This window comes from Corynebacterium sp. NML120713, from assembly GCF_001875735.1.
GTDB lineage: Bacteria > Actinomycetota > Actinomycetes > Mycobacteriales > Mycobacteriaceae > Corynebacterium > Corynebacterium pseudogenitalium.
In genome coordinates this window covers 250,112-269,311 of sequence record NZ_MLCR01000010.1, presented here as the reverse complement: position 1 = coordinate 269,311, position 19,200 = coordinate 250,112, and the positions used below count along the sequence as shown (strand labels likewise).

The window sequence follows — 19,200 nt, the reverse complement described above, 5'->3', positions numbered from 1 at the left end:
AGAATCCTTCGTGTCTCGGAGGTCATTACGACGAAGACAGTATAACGAACGGATCCCTCCCGCGGGAGTCCTTTATTTTGCGGCTGCTAGACGGTGCACGCCCCCGAGTGCACGAGCGTCCAGGCGTACTCGAACGCGGTCTGCTTCCACTTCTCGTAGCGGCCGGACACACCGCCGTGGCCCGCGGACATCTCCGTCTTAAGCAGAATCTCCCCGCCCGTAGCTATCTCGCGCAGCTTCGCCACCCACTTCGCGGGCTCCACGTACAGCACGCGCGTATCGTTCAGGCTGGTCACCGCAAGGATGTCCGGGTAACGCTGGGCAGTGATGTTCTCATACGGGGCGTAGGAGGCCATGTAGTCGTACACCTCCGGGTCATGGTACGGGTCGCCCCACTCCTCCCACTCCACCACGGTCAGCGGCAGCTCCGGCATGAGGATTGAGGTCAGCGGGTCCACAAACGGCACGATCGCCTGGATGCCCGCGAACTTCTCCGGGGCCATGTTCGCAATCGCGCCCATCAGCATCCCGCCCGCCGATCCGCCCTCAGCAACGAGCGTGTCGTAGGAGCTCACGCCCGCGCGCACCAGCTCGTCGGCGCACGCGATGAAGTCGGTGAACGTGTTCTTCTTCGTGAGCATCTTGCCGTTGTCGTACCAGCCGCGGCCCATCTCGCCGCCGCCGCGCACGTGCGCGCACGCCCAAACCATCCCGCGGTCCAGCAACGACAGCCGCGCCACGGAAAAGCCTGGGTCCACGGAGGACTCGTAGGAGCCGTAGGCGTAGAGCAGCGTCGGGTGCGGATGGGTCATGTCCAGGTCCGCGCGGTGCACCACGGAGATCGGCACCTGGGTTCCGTCGTCGGCCGTAGCCCACATGCGGCTGGCAACGTAGTCGGCGGCGTCGTAGCCCCCGAGCACCTCCTGCTGCTTCAGCAACGTCACGCCGCGGGTGGCCACCTGGTAGTCGAACAGCTGGGCAGGCTGCGTAAACGAGGTGTAGGTCAGCCGCACCACCGGGGCGTCCCACTCGGGGTTACCGCCGAGGCCCACGGTGTAGAGCTCCTCGTCGAACTCGAGCTCGCGCAGCGCGCCGAAGTTGTCCCCCTCCACAGGCGCTACCGCAAGCCTGCTAATGCCGCCCGAGCGGTAGGCACAAAACAGGAAGTCCCGGTACGTATCGACGCCCTCTACGCGCACGTCCGCGCTGTGCTCCACGAACGTCTCCAGCTCAGTCAGCGGCACCCGCGCATCCACCGGGCAGGTCCCCACTGCGAAGTTGGGGCCGGTGGCGTTGTGCGTGACCACCCAGTACCCGCGCCCGGCGAGCTCCGCGTAATCCAGGTCGTACTCCACGCCTTCCTCGCGCGGCCACAGCACCTCGAACTCGGCGGTCGGCGTCTCCAGGGGTACCGCGCGCCACTCGCTGGTCAGCTTCGAGCTGGCCACGATGTACAGGAACTGCTCGGCGCGGTCCCCGCCCACGCCGAGGTTGAAGCGCTCGTCGTCCTCCTGGTAGACCAGCACGTCCTCCGACGCCGCCGTGCCCACCTCGTGGCGCCACACCTGGTGCGGGCGCCACGCGTCATCAACGCGCAGGTAAAACAGGTACTGCTCCCCCGCCCACGTCGCACCGTAAAAGGCGCCCTCGATGGTATCCGTCAGCAGCTCGCCGGTCTCCAAGTCCTTGATGCGCAGGTCGAAGCGTTCGTCGCCGGAGGTGTCCGTCGAAAAGGCCAGCAAGCGCCCCGACGTAGATACCGCTGACGCGCCGAGTGAGAAGAACTCATGGCCCTCGGCCATCTCGTTGAGGTCAAGCAGCACCTGCTCCCCCGGCAGCGGCGAGCCGTCCTCCGGCAGCGTCGGCGGCGTCCACGGGTCGTCGCCGACCCGCACGCGGCAGGACACGCCGTAGCTCTTGCCCTCGATAGTGCGGCCGTAGTACCACCAGTCGCCGTTGCGCTGCGGCACGGACATGTCAGTCTCCTTGATGCGAGACTTCATCTCCTGGTAGACCTGCTCCGCGAGCGGGGCAAACGGGGCGGTCACCTCCGCGGTATACGTGTTCTCCGCCTCCAAATAGGCAATGGTCTCCGGGAACTGCTTGTCCCGGAGCCACTCATAATTATCGACGAACTCGCGTCCATGAAACACGCGAGTCGTAGGGTGTTGTGCTGCCACTGGCGGTTGCGCGCTGAAATTCGTCATAGGCGACGAGTCTACGCGCAACCTCATGCCCTAGGCACGCGCCCCCGGCCAGTCCCCGAACTTCTCGCCACTGAGGCGCTCGTACGCCTCGATGTAGCGGTCGCGGGTCGCCTCCACCACGGAACCAGGCAGCTCCGGAGGCTGCGTGTTCTCCGCAGGGTCCCAGCCGGACTTCGGGCCGGTGAGCCAGTTGCGCACGTACTGCTTATCGAAGCTCGGCTGCACCTTGCCTTCCTCGTACGTATCGGCTGGCCAGTAGCGGGACGAATCAGGCGTGAGTACCTCGTCCGCAAGAACCAGGTTGCCTTCCTCGTCGACGCCGAACTCCAGCTTCGTGTCCGCCAGGATGATGCCCTTGGTTTCCGCGTACTCAGCAGCCTTGGTGTACACCTCCAACGTGAGGTCGCGCAGCTGGGCGGCAAGCTTCGCGCCCACCTTCTCCTCCACGTACTCGAACGTCACGTTCTCGTCGTGGTCGCCCTGCGCAGCCTTCGTCGCCGGGGTGAAAATCGGCTCCGGTAACTTCGAGGCCTCAACCAGGCCCTCGGGCAGCTTCACACCACACACCATGCCGGTGCGGTCGTACTCCTTCTTGCCTGAACCAGTCAGGTAACCGCGAGCGACGCACTCGAACGGAATCATCTTCAGCTTCTTCACCACGTACGAGCGGCCGAGGACCTCCTCCGGAATCCGGGGATCATCAATCGGGCCCGCCAGGTGATTGCGCACACCCGAAAGCAGGTCGAAGAAGAACATGGACGTGGCAGTCAGAATCCGGCCCTTGTCCGGGATCGCCGGCTCCAGCGAGAAGTCGAACGCCGAAATACGGTCGGACGCCACCATCAATAACGTTTCGTCATCCACCTCGTAAATCTCGCGGACTTTGCCGCCAGCCAGGTGGGTATAGTCAGAAAGCTCTGGACGCATGGACATAAAGATTACAGAATCTCCCCTGGTTTGTACGCAGCGGCGTCCGGGTGGGCGTCGATAAGCTGTTGGATACGAGCGCACACGTTGCTGACCTGCGACTCCGCCGAGCCGATGAACGCGTGGCGGTCAGCCAGCGCGTTCTCCAGCTGCTCTTTGTCGAGCGGGAGGCGCTCATCAGCGGCGAGGCGCTCGATGAGGTTTTGTTCAGCGCCATTTTCGCGCATATCAAGCGCCATCGCAACCGCGTGCTCCTTGATAATCTCGTGCGCCGTCTCACGACCCACGCCCGCGCGTACCGACGCCATCAAGATCCTCGTCGTGGCCAAGAACGGCAGGTAACGGTCCAGCTCACGGTTGAGCATCGCCGGGAACGCGCCGAACTCATCCAGCACAGTGAGAAATGTCTCAAACTGGCCGTCGATCGCGAAGAAGGCGTCAGGCAGGGCCACGCGGCGCACCACCGAGCAGAACACGTCGCCCTCGTTCCACTGCTGCCCAGCAAGGTCAGCGACCATGGTGAGGTAGCCGCGCAGGATCACCTGGAAGCCACCGACGCGCTCACAGGAACGCGCGTTCATCTTGTGCGGCATCGCCGAAGAACCAACCTGGCCCTCCTTGAAGCCCTCCGTCACCGTTTCGTTGCCGGCCATCAGGCGGATCGTGGTCGCGAGCGATGACGGACCCGCTCCCAGCTGTACAATCGCCGAGATAGCGTCGAAGTCCAGGGAGCGCGGGTAGACCTGACCCACCGAATCGAAGGTGCGTTCAAATCCCAGGTGGCGCGCCACCGACTGCTCCAGCTTGCACAGCTTCGCCTCGTCACCACCCATCAGGTCGAGCATGTCCTGCGCGGTGCCCATCGGGCCCTTGATGCCGCGCAGCGGGTAGGCCGCCAGCAGCGTCTCGATGCGCTCAACCGCCACCAGCATCTCATCCGCCGCAGACGCGAAGCGCTTGCCCAGCGTAGTGGCCTGCGCCGCAACGTTGTGCGAACGCCCCGCCATCACCAGCGTGGAGTACTGATCCGCCCGATTCCCGATCGCCTTGAGCACCGCGACCGACTTGTCACGAATCAGCTCCAGCGAGCGGTAAATCTGCAACTGCTCGACGTTCTCCGTCAGGTCACGGCTGGTCATCCCCTTATGGATGTGCTCGTACCCGGCCAGCGCGTTGAACTCCTCAATGCGCGCCTTCACGTCATGTCGCGTGACCTTCTCACGCTCAGCAATCGAAGCCAGGTCCACCTTGTCGACGACCGCCTCGTACGCAGCGATCGCCTCCTCGGGAATCTCGACTCCCAGCTCACGCTGCGCCTTCATCACGGCGATCCAGAGCTGACGCTCCAGAATGATCTTGTGTTCTGCGCTCCACAGCGTCGCCATTTCCGGCGACGCGTAGCGGTTCGACAGGACGTTGCTATTGTTCGGTTTCAACAGTTTCTCAGCCACGACGCTGATTATCGCACAACGTCCCGACACGCGCGCTAGATACGGATTTCTCCCTCAATCGCGCGCCGCCCAATGTCCTTGCGGCAGAAGGAACCCTCGAGCGAAATCTGCTCAATCGCCTGGTAGGCAGCGTCCACCGCGTCCTGCAGCGTTACGCCCTTACCCAGCACGTTGAGCACGCGCCCACCGGCCGAGACGTACTCCCCATCCTTGGTCGCGGTACCTGCGTGCAACACCACGTCGGGGTTGTCCAGGTCGGCGCCTGCAATGACGTCCCCGGTCTTGGGGTGCTCCGGGTAATCCTTCGCCGCCAGCACCACCGTCGCAGCGTAGCCGTCCTCCCACTCCAACGGCGGGAGCGTATCGAGGCTGCCCGTGGCCACAGCATAGAGGACGTCGACAAGCGGGGTACGCAGCAGGCTAAGCACCGGCTGAGTCTCCGGGTCGCCGAAGCGCGCGTTGAACTCCACCACCGACGGGCCCTCCGGACCCCACGCGGCGCCAACGTACAGCAGGCCCTGGTACGGGATGCCGCGGGCGACCATCTCGCGCGCCACCGGCCGCGCAATCTCGTCCACGATGCGGTCCACGCCACCCTCCGGCAGCCAAGGAAGCGGCGTGTACGCGCCCATCCCACCAGTGTTCGGGCCCTCATCGTTGTCGTAGGCGCGCTTGTGGTCCTGCGCCGGCAGCAGCGGCACGACGGTCTCGCCGTCCACCAGGCAGAACAGCGACACCTCCGGGCCCTCGAGGAAGGACTCGAACAGCACCGGGTTGCCGGCCTCAATCACCGCGCGAGCGTGCGCGCGGGCCTCGGCAGCATCAAGCGTGACGACGACCCCCTTGCCGCCAGCCAGCCCATCATCCTTGACCACGTAGTGCGGGCCGAACGCCTCAAGAGCATCGTCGATCTCCTCGATGCGCTCCACGCGCTGCGCGCGGGCCGTCGCCACACCAGCAGCGGCCATGACGTCCTTCGCGAATGCCTTCGACCCCTCCAGCTGCGCCGCGGCCTTCGTCGGACCAAACGCTGGAATGCCCGCGGCCTGCAGCGCGTCCACCGCACCCGCCACCAACGGCACCTCAGGGCCAATCACGACAAGCTCAGCGTCAACGTCTTTCGCCAGCTCGACGACCGACTCAGGCGAAGCGACGTCGACACTCCTGACCTCAGCAAGTGATGCCATGCCGGCGTTTCCCGGCGCGACAGTGAGCTCGTGTCCTGCAAGACCTTTCAACAGGGCGTGTTCACGGCCGCCCGAACCGATAACAAGGATGCGCATGCCCACTAACTTACCGGTAACCTAGGCGCTATGAGCACTGTGTTTACAAAGATTATTCAAGGTGAAATTCCAGGCCGCTTCGTGTACAAGGACGAGGACGTCGCCGCGTTCCTCACCATCGAGCCGATCGCGTACGGCCACACGCTGGTCGTTCCCGTCAAAGAGATCGATAAGTGGACCGACATCGAGCCAGCGCTGTGGGCAAAAATGAATGACGTTGCCCAGCGAGTAGGCAACGCCATCATCGAAGTATTCGGCAGCGAGCGCGCCGGCTACCTCATCGCCGGCTTCGAAGTGCCGCACGCACACATCCACGTCTTCCCCGCCAACGACATGTCCGGCTACGACCTGTCCACCGTGATGAAGATGGACGAAACCGACCCGGCCAAGATGGACGAAGCCGCGGAGAAGCTGCGCGCAGCACTCGAGGCCTAAACCTTCGGGCTCTTCTCCATCGGGAGGGAAATGGTGAACGTGGAGCCCTCACCCGGCGCGCTTTTTACGGTGATGGTGCCGTCGTGCTGCTCGATGAGGGACTTCGCGATCGCCAACCCCAACCCCGAACCGCCACCAGAAGCGCGGTTCCTGGAGTTGTCCGCGCGGTAGAACCGCTCGAAGATGTGCTCCGCGTCCTTCTCCTCCATACCGCAGCCGTCATCAATCACTTCAATGATGATGCGGTCCAGGTTCTCCCGCAACGCCACCGTGACCGACGCGTCCTTGCCCGCGTGCTTGAACGCGTTGACAATCAGGTTCAGCAACACCTGATGCAGCCGCGACGGGTCACCGTTGACCGTCGGCACCGAGGTGGCGTTGTTCTCAATCGTGAGCGAACGCTCCGGGAACGCCGCCTGCGCAGAGCTCACCGCCGAAGTCACCATCTCCAACACATCCACCTGGCGCTTATCCAGGCGAGTGCCCTCCGCACGAGTCAACGCGAGGAGATCCTCCACCAGCAACTGCATCCTGGCGGACTCCTCCTCAATCTTGCCAATGACCATGTCCGCATCCGGCGCCATACCCTTCCGGTAGAGCTCCGCATACCCGCGCACACTCGTCAGCGGAGTACGCAGCTCATGAGACGCGTCACCCACAAAGCGACGCATCTGCTCCTCCTTCAGCTGCGCATCCTCCACGGACTCCTGCAGCTGCTGCACCATCGTGTTCATCGCATATGACAACTTGCCGACCTCAGTCTCCCTCGACCACACCGGCACCCGGCGCTTCGTGTCGCCGTCGGCAATTGCAAGCGCAGTGTTCTCTACCTCACGCAACGGGGCCAACGCCTTACGAATATAGGTGCGCCCCGCGCACGCAATCCCCACCACGGCAAGGAGCCCAAATGTCGTTTCCACAATCGCAAGCCAACGCAACACACGGTGCTCTGCGTCGAGCTCTTTCGCGACATACTTCACAGTGCCGTCCGGCATCTCACGTGACATCGCGCGCCACTTCACGCCCGGCGCCACGCCTGTCGACGGCACCGTCACCGCCTTATCTTGCTGCTTGACCCTCGAAAGGTCCGGCGGTGTATCCACATACACCGGGCTCCACGAGGTCCCGAACTGCGGATACCACGTCTCCTGATAAAAATCGCTCGGCGCACCCGACGACGGCACCCACGTCACCTGACCAACCCACGTGTCCAACCCCTCGCTGAGCTGGTCGTCGACACGCTGATACAAAATGCTGCGCATGAAGATGTACACCGCCGAGAAACTCACCAACAGCGCCAGCGTGGCAATCGCCAACACCAACGCCACCAGCTGCTTCTGCAGCGGCTTCGTCCTCGAGTACGCAAGCGCATGAAGCCGACGCCTACTCATCGGTCACCTACGCCTTACTTACGAGGTGTACGCAGCACATAGCCGACGCCACGCACCGTATGAATCAACGGCACATCCCCATTGTCTACCTTGCGACGCAAGTACGAAATATACGACTCAACCACGTTGCCGTCGCCACCAAAGTCGTAGTGCCACACGTTATCCAGAATCTTCGCCTTCGACAGCACCACCTCAGCATTCAGCATCAAGTAGCGCAGCAGGTTGAACTCCGTCGGTGACAACTCAATGATCTCGCCAGCCTTCGTCACCTCGTGCGTCTCATCATTCAACGTCAGATCGGCGTACCGCAGCGTCGTATCCTCATCCGCATCCTCCGTCACCTTGCCGCGACGCAGAATCACACGCAGACGAGTAATGACTTCCTCCAAGGAGAACGGCTTCGTCACATAATCATCAGCGCCAATAGTCAGGCCGTGGATCCGGTCCTCCACCGCGTCCTTCGCCGTCAGGAACAACACCGGGCCGTCAATGCCCTCGCTGCGCAGCTTGCCCAACAGCTCAAAGCCGTCCATCCCCGGCATCATCACGTCAAGGATGAACGCGTCCGGACGGAAGTCCTTCACCTTCTCCAGCGCCTCCTGGCCAGACCCCGCACTCTCAACCTCAAAGCCCTGGAACTTCAAAGAAACCGTCAACAACTCAACGATATTCGGCTCATCGTCAACAACGAGCACCTTTACAGGCTTCGTAGCCTCAGACATGTACAGTTCACTCCTTCATACACCAGGGCATTTCGCGTTTCCCTTAGATTTCTCTCGGGAACTGCGTCGGCCGCCATGAATGGCTTCCACGCCCATGAACATAACTGCCTCTATCTAACGCCGTTTCTCTGAACGTTTCCTGTACGCCCCCTGCATGTGGGTGAGTAAAACAGGGATAGTCCGCCGGGAGAGGCGGGGTTGGGGCCGGTTGGATTTCGTTCCAGTCGACCTCTTAGCGTCGACCAATGCAGGTCGTCGGGAATGACTGTGCATTGCCTGGGCACCAGATCTCACCGCCATCAAACGCTGAACTGGGGAAACGTCGCTTGGCCTTGGCGAAAATGGGGAAATTGGTGCACCGGGGCGATTGCGGGGCGTCGGGCATCAAAATAGTCAGGCACCCCAACGCAAACACCCCCTCCCCGGCGTTAGGTACGTCCCGGGAGGGGGTTTCAGAGCTAGAGACGAGACTTGAACTCGCAACCTACGCATTACAAGTGCGTTGCGCTACCGATTGCGCCACTCTAGCAGCGCTGAAGAGTCTACACTAACGTTCACTCGTTTACCGAAATCCCACTTCCTACCTCCACCGATACCCTTCAGCGTCCCGACGAGCCCGGCAGGCTCGGTGGGGATGAACCCGGAACGGTTCTGGCGCCGGCGTCGAAGAGGATGGAGCTCATCGGGGTCGATGGGCCGACGATGATGGTGTCCAGCCCGGCGGAGAGCTCCAAGAGGCGGGGCATCGTTTTGTTCACGAGGGCGGATGCGGTGATGAAGACAGCGTCCAGGTCTGGGGCGAGGTATTCGAAGGCGGAGTCGGGGTAGTCGCCGGGGCGTTGGACTCGCTCGAAGACATAGAGGTCGGCGACGTCGCGGAGGGTGCGCTCCAGGCCCGGGAAGTGCCCGACGACGCCAACGCGCTTGCTGGCATAGCGGGAGGCGTAGGCGACGAATGCGTCCGGGGCGTCGTCGAAGTGGGGCGTGTCGCGGTTCATCCAGGCGTTGATCGCGGCGAGGCCGACGCCGGCTTCGGCAAAGTTCCACGATGTGACCATGGAGGCGGCGTCGATAAGGGGGCGTCCGATTGGGGACTCGGAGAGGATGGGACGGCCGTCGCCGGGGTAGACGGCGGCGATGCCGACGTGGCCGTCGGAGGTGCGGAGCCAGGCCCAGTGGGGTGCGATGCCGAAGTCGGTGACGGTGATGGTGGTCGGGGTGGCGTCGATAAGTTGCTCGTAGAGTTGCCAGGTCATGTGGCCATTCTAGGCGTGTCGGGGTGGCTTGCTAGGGTCGAATACGTGAACTTGAATTCGCTGTGGGAGTTTGTCCGCGGGTCACGCCAGCACGTGGCGACGATTGACGCGGCGCGAACGTCGCCGCCGCCGTCCGTGCTTGCCCCGATTGATCTGACGGATACCGCGCAGGTAGCCGGGGTTATGAATATTGCTGCGCGCATTGGGGAGATCCTGATCGCGAATGGCACGACGTCTTCGGATGCGATTGCGCAGATTCACACGGTGACCTCGTCGTATGGTCTGCACTACTGCCATGTGGACATCACGGTGAACACGATCATGATTAACACGATTATTGGGGTGCATAAGCGTACCCCGGTCAACGTGTTCCGCGTGGTCACGATGATGAGCGAGAACTACCACAAGCTGCAGGAGGCGGACCGGCTGATTCGCTCGATTCGTTCGGGCGCCACGCCACCGGAGCTTGCGGAGAAGATCCTCGACGATATTGATAACTCCCCCATCCCGTGGCGCAATACGCGCTACCTGGCGGGCTGGCTGGTGATGGGTGCGGCGGTCGCGATTTTGCTGGGCGGGGACCTGTTCATGTCCGCGATTGGCGGGCTCACGGCGTTTCTCATCATGGGATTTAACAAGATTTTGTCCCGCAACTCCCTGCCTTACTTCTTCCACTGCGCCATCGGAGGTTTCTTGACGACGATCCCGGCGGCGCTGTTCTACGAGTTCGCGCCGTTGATCGGCAGGACGATTGTGCCCAGCCAGGTGATCGCGGTGGGCATTGTGGTCCTGTTGGCGGGTCTGACCTTGGTGCAGTCGCTGCTTGACGGGGTGACGGGCTCGCCGGTGACGGCCTCGGCGCGTTTCTTCCAGACACTGCTCTTTACCGGCGGCATCGTGGCTGGTGTCGCGATTGGGTTGAACACGTGGGAGCTCATGGGCCTGGGCTTGCCTCCGCTGGAGACAATGCTGGGGACCCCAACGTTTAGTGGTGCGGCGGCGCGTATTGCGGGGAGTACGTTGGCGTCGGCGTCATTCGCGGTGACGTGCTTCGCGGAGCGCCCCGCGGTGGTGGTGGCGGCGTTTACGGCCGCCGCCGGTTCGAGTATGTATTACCTGTTTTTGATCCCAATCGGCTCCGGCGCCCTGATGGCGACGGCGGCGTTGGCGTTCGTCGTCGGCCTTGCGGGTGGTTTGATTGCCCGCCGTTTCCTGATCAACCCGGTGATCACCGCGGTGGCTGGTGTGACCCCGTTCCTGCCTGGCTCTGGTGTGTATCGCGGGATGTACGCCATGATGAACGAGCAGATCGTGGTGGGCCTGACCAACCTGTTCATGGCGGTCGGCACCTGTATGGCGCTGGCTGGCGGTGTGGTGTTTGGCGAGTGGGTGGCGCGCCGTCTGCGTGCCCCGCAGCACTACATTCCGTACGAGGCTTTCAAGCGGGCCGGGCGCTTCACGTTCCAGCAGATCCGCCGACGGAGGCCCCCAGGCGGGCTTCGTCACTAATATTGGCGTAGAATCGTTGTGCTAGTAATGCGCGTCATACAAGGAGGAACCCGTAGTGCCACCCAAGATCACCGACTCTCGCCCCTCGCCTGAGGCGCTCCACGCCGTTGAGGAGCAGACAGCATCTGGTGCTCGCAGGATTGTTGCTACCTACGCCGAGGACTTTTTTGATGGCGTGACCTTGATGTCCATGCTCGGTGTCGAGCCACAGGGCTTCGTGTACAAGAAGTACGCGGAGGAAGTCCTGGGCGCTGAGGAAGAGGAAGAGCCGAAGAAGGCGACCAAGAAGAAGGCTACGAAGAAGAAAGCCACCAAGAAGAAGGCTTCTAAGAAGAAGGCCACGAAGAAAAAGGCCACCAAGAAGAAAGCAACAAAGAAAAAGGCCACCAAAAAGAAGACTGTAAAGAAGAAGTCGTAGTTGTGAATGAGTTCGTAGTGGTGGCTAACCGCCTGCCCGTCGACCGTGTCGAGGGCGGGTGGAAGGCGTCACCCGGCGGGCTCGTGGCGGCCCTCGCCCCGGTGTTGCGGGCACGCGCCGGTTGCTGGGTGGGGTGGTCCGGCGCGGTGGATGAACCGGTCGCGCCGTTTCGCTTTGATGGCATTGACCTGCACCCGGTGACGTTGGACGCCCAGGACTACGAGGAGTTCTACGAGGGGTTCTCCAACTCGACGTTGTGGCCGCTCTACCACGACTTGATCGTGGCCCCGCAGTACAACGAACAGTGGTGGCAGCGCTACCGTGACGTTAACGTCCGCTTCGCGCGCGCGACCGCCGAGGTGGCAGCGCAGGGAGCGACGGTGTGGGTGCAGGACTACCAGCTGCAGCTGGTGCCGGGCCTGCTGCGCGAGATGCGCCCCGACCTGACCATCGGGTTCTTCCTGCATATTCCATTCCCCTCCCCCGACCTGTTCCGTCAGCTCCCGTGGCGCGAGGAACTCATCGGCGGACTCAACGGCTGCGACCTGGTGGGGTTTCAGCGCGAGGCGGATGAGCGCAACTTCCGCGCACTCGTCGGCGACGATAACAACAGCCCGCGCAGTGGAACGTTCCCGATCTCGATTGACCCGGCGGCGGTGCAGGTTGGCTCGCCGGAGGCGGTGGCGAAGCTGCGGGCGTCGGTAGGGAATCCTGCGGCCCTGATGCTGGGGGTGGACCGCATGGATTACACGAAGGGCATCCTGCAGCGTTTGCTCGCGTTTGAGCAGCTGCTCGAAGAAGGTGTCGACGCCACCCTGATCCAGCTGGCCACTCCATCGCGGGAGCGCATCGAGCACTACCGCAAGACCCGCCGCCAGGTCGAAGAGGCAGTGGGCAGGATTAACGGCCGCTTCGGCTCGGTGGGTCGCCCGGTGATCCACTACATGCATCGCGGTGTGTCCAAGCAGGAGCTGGGCACGTTCTATGCGGCTGCGGACGTGATGTTGGTGACACCGTTTAAGGACGGCATGAACCTGGTGGCAAAGGAGTACGTGGCCTGCCACCCGGACGGGGACGGCGCGTTGGTGCTGTCCGAGTTCGCCGGCGCGGCCGTAGAGCTGCACGACGCGTATTTGTGTAATCCGTTCGAGGGGGCGTCGATACTTCGGGCGATGCGGGAGGCACTTGACCCGGATCCGGAACGGATGCGGCGGATGTACGCGCGGGTGCTGGGGCACGATGTGCACCGGTGGGCGGCGGAGTTTTTGCAGGAGGTTGCGCGATGAAACGGCTGGTTGTTGCAGGTGCAGCACTGGGGCTGGCGGCGTGTTCGCCGGCGCCGCCGGTGTGGCAGGTCGTTGCGGTGTACACGGCTCCGGACACGCCGGGGGATGTGCCGGATCGGGCGAATGTGAGCATCGACGGTTCGAAGCTGACGGGCTCGACGGGATGCGGCAAGGTTGAAGGCGACGTCACGGTCACTGAAGGCACGCTGACGGTCAACGAGATTTCTTTCGCCGACACGGCGGGCTGCGAGGGGGCGGCGCGCTACACGCACGATCAGCTGGCGTCGCTGGTGGTGCCGGAGGCCACGTTCCGCATCAACAATGTCAGTGACACCGAGAAGGTGCTCACGCTCGACGGCGACGACGTGAACGAACCGAGCATGCGGGTGATGATGCTGTGAGTTCCATCGCCTACTTATCGACGGCCCCTTCGCTCCTTGTCTGCCTCGACTTCGATGGCACCATCAGCGAGCTGAACCCTGACCCTTATGCGGTGAAACCGCACCCGGTGGCGCTGGAGGCGATTGAGCGCCTGGCACACGCCCCGAATACGGAGGTGGCGATGCTGTCCGGCCGTCACCTGGAGGGTCTGCGCAGGGTGTTCCCGCTGCGGAACCCGGTGGTGTTGGTGGGTTCGCACGGTGCGGAGCCCGGCCCGGAGCTCACGCCGGAGGATGTCGCGTACCTGGACGCGATTGAGCAGCAGCTGGAGGCGATCGCGGTTCCGCCTGCGTACGTGGAGGTCAAGCCGTACCAGCGGGTGCTGCACGTCGCGCCCGTGGGGGACGCGGCGGAGCGCGAGCGCATGCTGGCGGAGGCGCTGCGAATTCAAACGCCTCGCCCTGTCACGCCGGGCAACAACGTGGTTGAGTTTTCCGCGGTGGACGTGTCGAAGGGCTCGTGGCTGCGGACCCACAAGCAACGCTTTGCTGCGACGCTTTTCGCGGGCGATGACGTCACGGACGACACAGCGCTTGCGGTGCTGGGGCCTGCGGATGTGGGGATCAAGGTAGGGGTCGACGTCGCAGGCGTGGACGAGATGGCGGCCTTCCTGAAGGCGCTCGCCGACGCTCGTTGTTGATATTCATTTTCAATACCGCATACAATGGCGGCCATGTTTTCACGACGCTTCATTGGCATCCTTGCTGCATCGACGCTCGCGCTGAGCGCCTGCAGCAGCACTGACAGCACCGGCGACACCGCAGCTGAGGCCGCCGACGGCCAGATCGTGGCCACGACGCAGGTGTGGGCGGACGTCGCGAGTCTGGTGACGGGCCAGGACGTCCCCGCGATCATCTCGAATACCGCGGTGGACCCGCACGACTACGAGCCGACGGCCGCCGACCTGGCGCAGGTGGCGAAGGCGGTGCTCGTGGTGGCTAACGGCGGCGCGTACGACGCCCGCATCTACGGCGCGGCGGAAGACGCGAACGTGGTCTCCGCACTGCCGCTGACGGAGGCGCACGAGCACGAGCACGAGCACGGTGAGCATGGCCATGACGACCACGACCATGAGGGCCACGACCATGACCACGCCCACGAGGAGAACGAGCACATCTGGTACTCCACCGCGGCGATTGCGAAGGTGGGCGCGGACCTCGCGCAGCGCACTGATGGCAACACGGACGCGCTCGATGAGAAGCTTGAGCAGCTGCAGGCGAAGCTGGACAGCCTCAAGGCGGCGCGCGTGGCGCAGACGCACCCAATCGCGGACGCGATCATCGAGGAGTCCGCGCTCGAGGACGTCACTCCGGAGTCCTTCCGCCACGCAACGCTGAACCACTCGGAGCCGTCCTCGGCGGCGCTCGCGGAGTTCATCGCTGCACTCGAGTCCGGAGAAATCGACATCCTGATTAACAACCCGCAGAGCCCGAACGGTGTCTCCGACAAGCTGGTTGAGGTGGCGAAGGCCAACAACGTGAAGGTCGTCGACATTTACGAGACCCCGCCGAACGGCGAGAACTTCTTCGACTACTTTGCCGAGGCGCTTGACGAGCTCTAATGCTGCACCTGACCAACGCCTCTTGTGATCCCCTGTGGCACGACATCAACCTTGATGTCGCCGCGGGGGAATTTGTCGCTGTGCTGGGCCCGAACGGCAGCGGCAAGTCCACGCTGCTCGGCACGATCCTGGGTACGCGCAAGCTCAGCTCAGGCACGATTTCGGCGCCGAAAAACATCGGGTTTATCCCGCAGCAGCGCATGTTCCCACCGGAACTGCCGGTGCGGGTTCGAGACCTGGTGTCGCTCTCGCTTGAGCACCGTCCGCTGCGTCGGCCGAGGAAGGGGGACGTCGATACGCTGCTGGACAGCGTGGGTGCGCTGCACCTTGCCGACGCCCGCGTGGGCATCCTGTCGGGCGGCCAGCAGCAGCTGGTGCGACAGGCGCAGGCCTTTGCGAAGCAGCCCGACCTCATCCTTGCCGACGAGCCCCTGCTCTCCCTGGACGTGGCGCGCCAGCGCGACTTCGTGTCCCGGCTGCACGCCGCGAAGGTCGCGGTGGTGATGGTGACGCACTCCATCGATCCGGTGATCGACATCGTGGACACGGTGCTCTACCTGGGCCCGCACGGGCACGTGGTCGGCAGTGCCGACGAGGTGCTGCGCTCCGAGGTGCTCAGCGAGCTGTACGGCGCTCCGGTGGAGGTCGTGCGTGTGGGTGGGAAGACGGTGATCCTGTAAATGCTGGAGCAAACGCAGTACCTGCTCGGGTTCGATTTCGTGATCGTTGCGCTGATTGCCTGCGCGATGCTGGGCGTGCTCTCGGGTGTGATCGCGCCGCTGATCGTGATGCGGAAAATGTCATTCGCGGTGCACGCTACTTCTGAGTTGGCGTTGATGGGTGCCGCGGTTGCGCTCGTGACGGGCCTGAACCTCAGCTTGGGGGCCGTCGTCGGCTCGATTGTGGCGGCGATCGTGCTCGTGCTTTTGGGGCTTCGCAGCGATACGGATTCGTCTGTGGGCGTGGTGATGAGCTTCGGCATGGGTATCTCCGTGCTGTGCATCCACCTCTACCCCGGCAACTCCACCACGGCGATGGCGCTGCTCACCGGCCAGATCGTCGGGGTGAGCAGGGAGAACCTCGGGGTGCTGACTGCCACCACGCTGCTAGTCGTGGTGGCCGTGATGGTGCTGTGGCGCCCGCTGCTGTTCGCCTCTGTAGACCCGGAGATGGCGGCCGCGAGCGGGGTGCGCGTGAAGGTGTTGGCCACGCTGTTCGCCATCCTGCTCGGCATGGCGGCCGCCCAGACCGTGCAGATCGTGGGCGTGCTGCTTGTGATGGCGCTGCTGATCACGCCCGGCGCGTCCGCGGTGGCCATTACGGCGCGTCCCGCGGCGGCGGTGGCGTGGTCGGTGCTCTTCGCGGAGCTCGCCGCCGTGGGCGGCATGCTGCTCTCGCTGGCGCCCGGCCTGCCGGTGAGTGTGATGGTGGCGTTTGTGTCCTTCGCCATCTACCTCGTGTGCCGGGCGGTGGGCTACTTCACGCGGCGCTGACGTGCGAACTCGCTGAGCACCACGCCGGCCGCGACGGAGGCGTTCAGGGACTCTACCCACTCGGTGGTAGGGATGGACATGATCACGTCGCAGTTTTCCCGCACGAGCCTGGAGATACCCTTGCCCTCCGAGCCGACGACGATGACTACCGGGTCGGTGGCGCCCTCGAAAGTGTCCAGTGTGTGCTCGCCGCCCGCGTCGAGGCCCACGACCATGTAGCCGTTGTCCTTGAACTGCTTGACAGTACGGGTCACGTTGGTCACACGCGCGACAGGCAGGCGAGCCGCCGTGCCCGCCGAGGTGCGCCACGCCACGCCCGTCACCTGCGCGGAGCGTCTCTCCGGGATGATCACGCCGTGGCCGCCGAACGCGGCCGTCGAGCGGATCACCGCGCCGAGATTACGCGGGTCGGTGATGTTGTCCAGGATGACAAACATGCCGGTCTCCCCGCGGTCCGCCACACCAGCGACCAGGTCGAAGACGTCCGCATACTTGTACGGCTGGATCTTCAGGCCGATGCCCTGGTGCATGCCGTTTCCGGTCATCATGTCCAAGTCGTGGCGGTCCACCTCCTGCACCGGGATGTTGCGGGAGTTCGCCAGGGTGACGGCCTCGCTGAGGCGGTCGTCGTGCCCGGTGCCGCGCGCCACGAACAGCGCCTCGGCTGGCACCTTGGCGTGCAGGCACTCCACGACGGGGTTGCGGCCAACAACCATGTCCGGCAGCTCGCGCTCGTGGCGGCCTTGGTCGCGGCGCTTGCGCTCCAGCTTGCGCTTGTGCGCCGCGTGGTAGACGCGGTCCTCGGCCTTCGGGGTCGCACCCTTGCCGCGCAGCCCGCGGCGACGCTGCCCGCCAGACCCCTTCGTGGCGGTCTTCTTGTTCTTCTTCTGCTTATCGGGGCGGTGGTATGGCTTGGCCATTAGTTCTCCTTCAGTTGCCACTGCGCGCCGTCGGCGGTGTCGGTGACCTCGATGCCTGCGGCGGCAAGGCGGTCACGCACGGCATCGGCCGCGGCCCAGTCCTTCTCGGCACGCGCGGCGGCCCGGCGCTCAAGCTCGGCACCAACCAACACATCAAGTGCCTCGGTTACTCCATTATTTTTCGACGCCCCATCGTCCCACACACCGGGGTCCACCCCCAACACCGCGGCCATCGCACGCACCTGAGCAGCCAACTCGGCTGCCTTGGCGGTATCGTGCGCGGCGAGCGCCTTGTTGCCTTCACGGACCACGTTGTGGATTTCGGCGAGCGCGCGGGGCACGGAGAAGTCGTCGTCTAGCGCCTGGGCGAAGCCTTCGGTCCAGGTGGTCGACTCGGGCGTGCCGGCGCGATGCACGAAGTCCTCGATGCGGCGGTAGCCCGCCGCGGCCTCCTGCAGCGCCTCCGGCGAATACTCCAGCACGCTGCGGTAGTGCGCGGATCCCAGGTAGTAGCGCAGCTCCACCGGGCGCACGGCGTCCAGCATGTTGTCGATGCTCAGCACGTTACCCAGCGACTTCGACATCTTCTCGCCCGCCATGGTCACCCAGTGGTTGTGCATCCAGTACTGGGCGAAGCCATCACCCGCGGCGTGGGACTGCGCCTGCTCGTTTTCGTGATGCGGGAACTGCAGGTCCAGACCGCCGCCGTGAATGTCGAACTCGGCGCCCAGGTACCAAGTGGACATGGCGGAGCACTCCAGGTGCCAGCCGGGGCGGCCGTCGCCCCACGGGGTCGGCCAGCTCGGCTCGCCCCGCTTGGCGGCCTTCCACAGTGCAAAGTCGTGGCTGCCACGCTTGCCGTGCACGTCGCTCTCGCCCTGGTTCATCTCCTCGACACGGTTGCCGGACAGGGAACCGTAGTCGTCGCTCGCCTTCGTCCAGGCGGCCACGTCGAAGTAGACGGAGCCCTCGGAGGCGTAGGCGAAGCCGGCGTCGATAAGCCGCTGCATGTAGTCGACCATCTGGGTGACGTGGCCCGTGGCGCGCGGCTCGACAGACGGCGGCAACACGCCGAGGGTGTTGTAGGCGCGCGTGAACTCGCGCTCGTACGTACTGACCCACTCCCACCACGGCCGATCGTGCTCGGCGGCCTTGTTTAAGATCTTGTCATCGATGTCGGTGACGTTGCGCACGAACGCGACGTCGTAGCCCTTGGCCGCGAACCAGCGGCGCACGATGTCGAACGCCACCCCCGAGCGCAAGTGCCCGATATGCGGGGCGGACTGTGGCGTGGCCCCGCACAAGTAGATGGAAACGTGGCCCTCACGCAGCGGGCGGAATGGACGCAGCGTGCGCGTCGCGGTGTCAAAAATCTGTTGGGTCTCGGCAGTCACGGCCCTTAGCTTAGTGCAACCAGCGCAGTAGCGACGGCAGCGCGCCCCTCACCCGAACCGGTGAAACCCATGTGGTCCGTCGTAGTCGCCGTCACCGACACAGGGGCGCCGAGCGCCTCCGAGAGCACGCGCTGCGCTTCCTCGCGCACCGGGCCCATCTTCGGGGTCTGGCCAATCATCTGCACCGACACGTTGATCACCTGGTGCCCATGCTGCTCGAGCAACTCCCGCAGCTCCTTGAGCAGCTGCGTGCCCCGCACCCCGTCATACTCCGGCCTACCCACCCCGACGAAGGACCCCAGGTCCCCCAGGCCCGTCGCCGAAAGCACCGCATCCACCACGGCGTGGCTGACAACATCGCCGTCCGAGTGCCCCTCGCAGCCGTCTTGGCCCTCGTGGAGGATGCCCGCGATCCAGCACGGCTTCCCGGCCTCGATCTGGTGCGCGTCAAACGCGGTACCGACTCTGAACTGTGGAAAATCTGTGTGCGACGTCATGCGCGCAAG

19 protein-coding genes and 1 tRNA gene are annotated in these 19,200 nt (G+C 64.1%); 9 read left to right on the top strand and 11 right to left on the bottom strand.

The features are described from left to right. Positions 1-86: 86 nt before the first annotated feature. From BJP06_RS05730 to purD, 4 genes are read right to left on the bottom strand one after another with little or no spacing between them, the layout of a single operon-like run. Positions 87-2,207: a S9 family peptidase gene (locus BJP06_RS05730; protein WP_071573146.1), complete on the bottom strand. Its 2,121-nt coding sequence runs from the start codon at positions 2,205-2,207 to the stop codon at positions 87-89. A gap of 30 nt (positions 2,208-2,237) precedes the next feature. Further along, complete coding sequence (locus BJP06_RS05725; protein ID WP_070975665.1) at positions 2,238-3,134, bottom strand: phosphoribosylaminoimidazolesuccinocarboxamide synthase; 897 nt, start codon at positions 3,132-3,134, stop codon at positions 2,238-2,240. A gap of 11 nt (positions 3,135-3,145) precedes the next feature. Further along, entirely contained in the window at positions 3,146-4,594 is a 1,449-nt protein-coding gene (purB, locus tag BJP06_RS05720; protein WP_071573178.1) for an adenylosuccinate lyase, read from the bottom strand. A 26-nt stretch (positions 4,595-4,620) separates the two neighbouring features. Then, the gene (gene purD / locus BJP06_RS05715; RefSeq protein ID WP_071573145.1) at positions 4,621-5,868 is read right to left on the bottom strand and encodes a phosphoribosylamine--glycine ligase; all 1,248 of its coding nucleotides are present in this window, start codon (positions 5,866-5,868) and stop codon (positions 4,621-4,623) included. 30 nt (positions 5,869-5,898) lie between these two features. Here purD and BJP06_RS05710 point away from each other — a divergent pair, with 30 nt between their 5' ends. Continuing rightward, a complete protein-coding gene (locus tag BJP06_RS05710) occupies positions 5,899-6,303 on the top strand; it encodes an HIT family protein (protein WP_071573144.1) in 405 nt (134 codons plus the stop codon). Here BJP06_RS05710 and BJP06_RS05705 read toward each other — a convergent pair. From BJP06_RS05705 to BJP06_RS05690, 4 genes are all read right to left on the bottom strand, one after another. Beyond that, positions 6,300-7,694, bottom strand: coding sequence for a cell wall metabolism sensor histidine kinase WalK (locus BJP06_RS05705; protein ID WP_071573143.1), 1,395 nt, complete (start codon positions 7,692-7,694; stop codon positions 6,300-6,302). The genes BJP06_RS05710 and BJP06_RS05705 overlap by 4 nt on opposite strands. 14 nt (positions 7,695-7,708) lie before the next feature. After that, a complete protein-coding gene (locus tag BJP06_RS05700) occupies positions 7,709-8,416 on the bottom strand; it encodes a response regulator transcription factor (protein ID WP_070361930.1) in 708 nt (235 codons plus the stop codon). Between the two features lie 456 nt (positions 8,417-8,872). Further along, positions 8,873-8,945: transfer RNA gene (locus BJP06_RS05695), tRNA-Thr, on the bottom strand. Positions 8,946-9,015: 70 nt separating this feature from the next. Further along, a complete protein-coding gene (locus BJP06_RS05690; protein ID WP_071573142.1) occupies positions 9,016-9,672 on the bottom strand; it encodes a Rossmann-like domain-containing protein in 657 nt (218 codons plus the stop codon). Between the two features lie 183 nt (positions 9,673-9,855). Here BJP06_RS05690 and BJP06_RS05685 point away from each other — a divergent pair, with 183 nt between their 5' ends. The 8 genes from BJP06_RS05685 to BJP06_RS05650 are packed head-to-tail and all read left to right on the top strand — an operon-like array spanning position 9,856 to position 16,380. After that, complete coding sequence (locus BJP06_RS05685; protein ID WP_143110562.1) at positions 9,856-11,181, top strand: threonine/serine exporter family protein; 1,326 nt, start codon at positions 9,856-9,858, stop codon at positions 11,179-11,181. Between the two features lie 55 nt (positions 11,182-11,236). After that, positions 11,237-11,599 carry a hypothetical protein gene (locus BJP06_RS12085; RefSeq protein ID WP_070361929.1) on the top strand — a complete coding sequence of 121 codons (363 nt, stop codon included), beginning with the start codon at positions 11,237-11,239 and terminating at the stop codon, positions 11,597-11,599. Between the two features lie 2 nt (positions 11,600-11,601). Then, positions 11,602-12,885, top strand: a complete 1,284-nt coding sequence (locus tag BJP06_RS05675; protein ID WP_071573141.1) for a trehalose-6-phosphate synthase — start codon at positions 11,602-11,604, stop codon at positions 12,883-12,885. Continuing rightward, positions 12,882-13,286, top strand: a complete 405-nt coding sequence (locus BJP06_RS05670) for an META domain-containing protein (RefSeq protein ID WP_071573140.1) — start codon at positions 12,882-12,884, stop codon at positions 13,284-13,286. The genes BJP06_RS05675 and BJP06_RS05670 overlap by 4 nt, the downstream gene beginning before the upstream one ends. Beyond that, positions 13,283-13,966, top strand: coding sequence for a trehalose-phosphatase (locus BJP06_RS05665; RefSeq protein WP_071573139.1), 684 nt, complete (start codon positions 13,283-13,285; stop codon positions 13,964-13,966). The genes BJP06_RS05670 and BJP06_RS05665 overlap by 4 nt, the downstream gene beginning before the upstream one ends. A gap of 33 nt (positions 13,967-13,999) precedes the next feature. Continuing rightward, positions 14,000-14,887 carry a metal ABC transporter solute-binding protein, Zn/Mn family gene (locus BJP06_RS05660; protein WP_255365797.1) on the top strand — a complete coding sequence of 296 codons (888 nt, stop codon included), beginning with the start codon at positions 14,000-14,002 and terminating at the stop codon, positions 14,885-14,887. After that, positions 14,887-15,567 (top strand): metal ABC transporter ATP-binding protein, encoded by a 681-nt coding sequence (locus tag BJP06_RS05655; protein ID WP_071573137.1) that lies wholly within the window; start codon positions 14,887-14,889, stop codon positions 15,565-15,567. Before BJP06_RS05660 ends, BJP06_RS05655 begins: the two co-directional genes overlap by 1 nt. Further along, a complete protein-coding gene (locus BJP06_RS05650) occupies positions 15,568-16,380 on the top strand; it encodes a metal ABC transporter permease (RefSeq protein ID WP_071573136.1) in 813 nt (270 codons plus the stop codon). It abuts the gene before it with no gap. On the opposite strand, the gene rlmB is transcribed toward BJP06_RS05650, so the two are convergent. Genes rlmB through ispF form a run of 3 tightly spaced genes read right to left on the bottom strand, consistent with a single transcriptional unit; the run spans position 16,362 to position 19,191 of the window. Next, on the bottom strand, positions 16,362-17,300 hold the full coding sequence (rlmB, locus tag BJP06_RS05645; RefSeq protein ID WP_070361922.1) for a 23S rRNA (guanosine(2251)-2'-O)-methyltransferase RlmB: 939 nt from the start codon (positions 17,298-17,300) through the stop codon (positions 16,362-16,364). The two genes, BJP06_RS05650 and rlmB, sit on opposite strands and share 19 nt — an antisense overlap. Further along, positions 17,300-18,694: a cysteine--tRNA ligase gene (cysS, locus tag BJP06_RS05640; RefSeq protein WP_071573135.1), complete on the bottom strand. Its 1,395-nt coding sequence runs from the start codon at positions 18,692-18,694 to the stop codon at positions 17,300-17,302. Before cysS ends, rlmB begins: the two co-directional genes overlap by 1 nt. 5 nt (positions 18,695-18,699) lie before the next feature. Continuing rightward, the gene (gene ispF, locus BJP06_RS05635) at positions 18,700-19,191 is read right to left on the bottom strand and encodes a 2-C-methyl-D-erythritol 2,4-cyclodiphosphate synthase (protein ID WP_070361920.1); all 492 of its coding nucleotides are present in this window, start codon (positions 19,189-19,191) and stop codon (positions 18,700-18,702) included. Between the last annotated feature and the right edge of the window lie 9 nt (positions 19,192-19,200).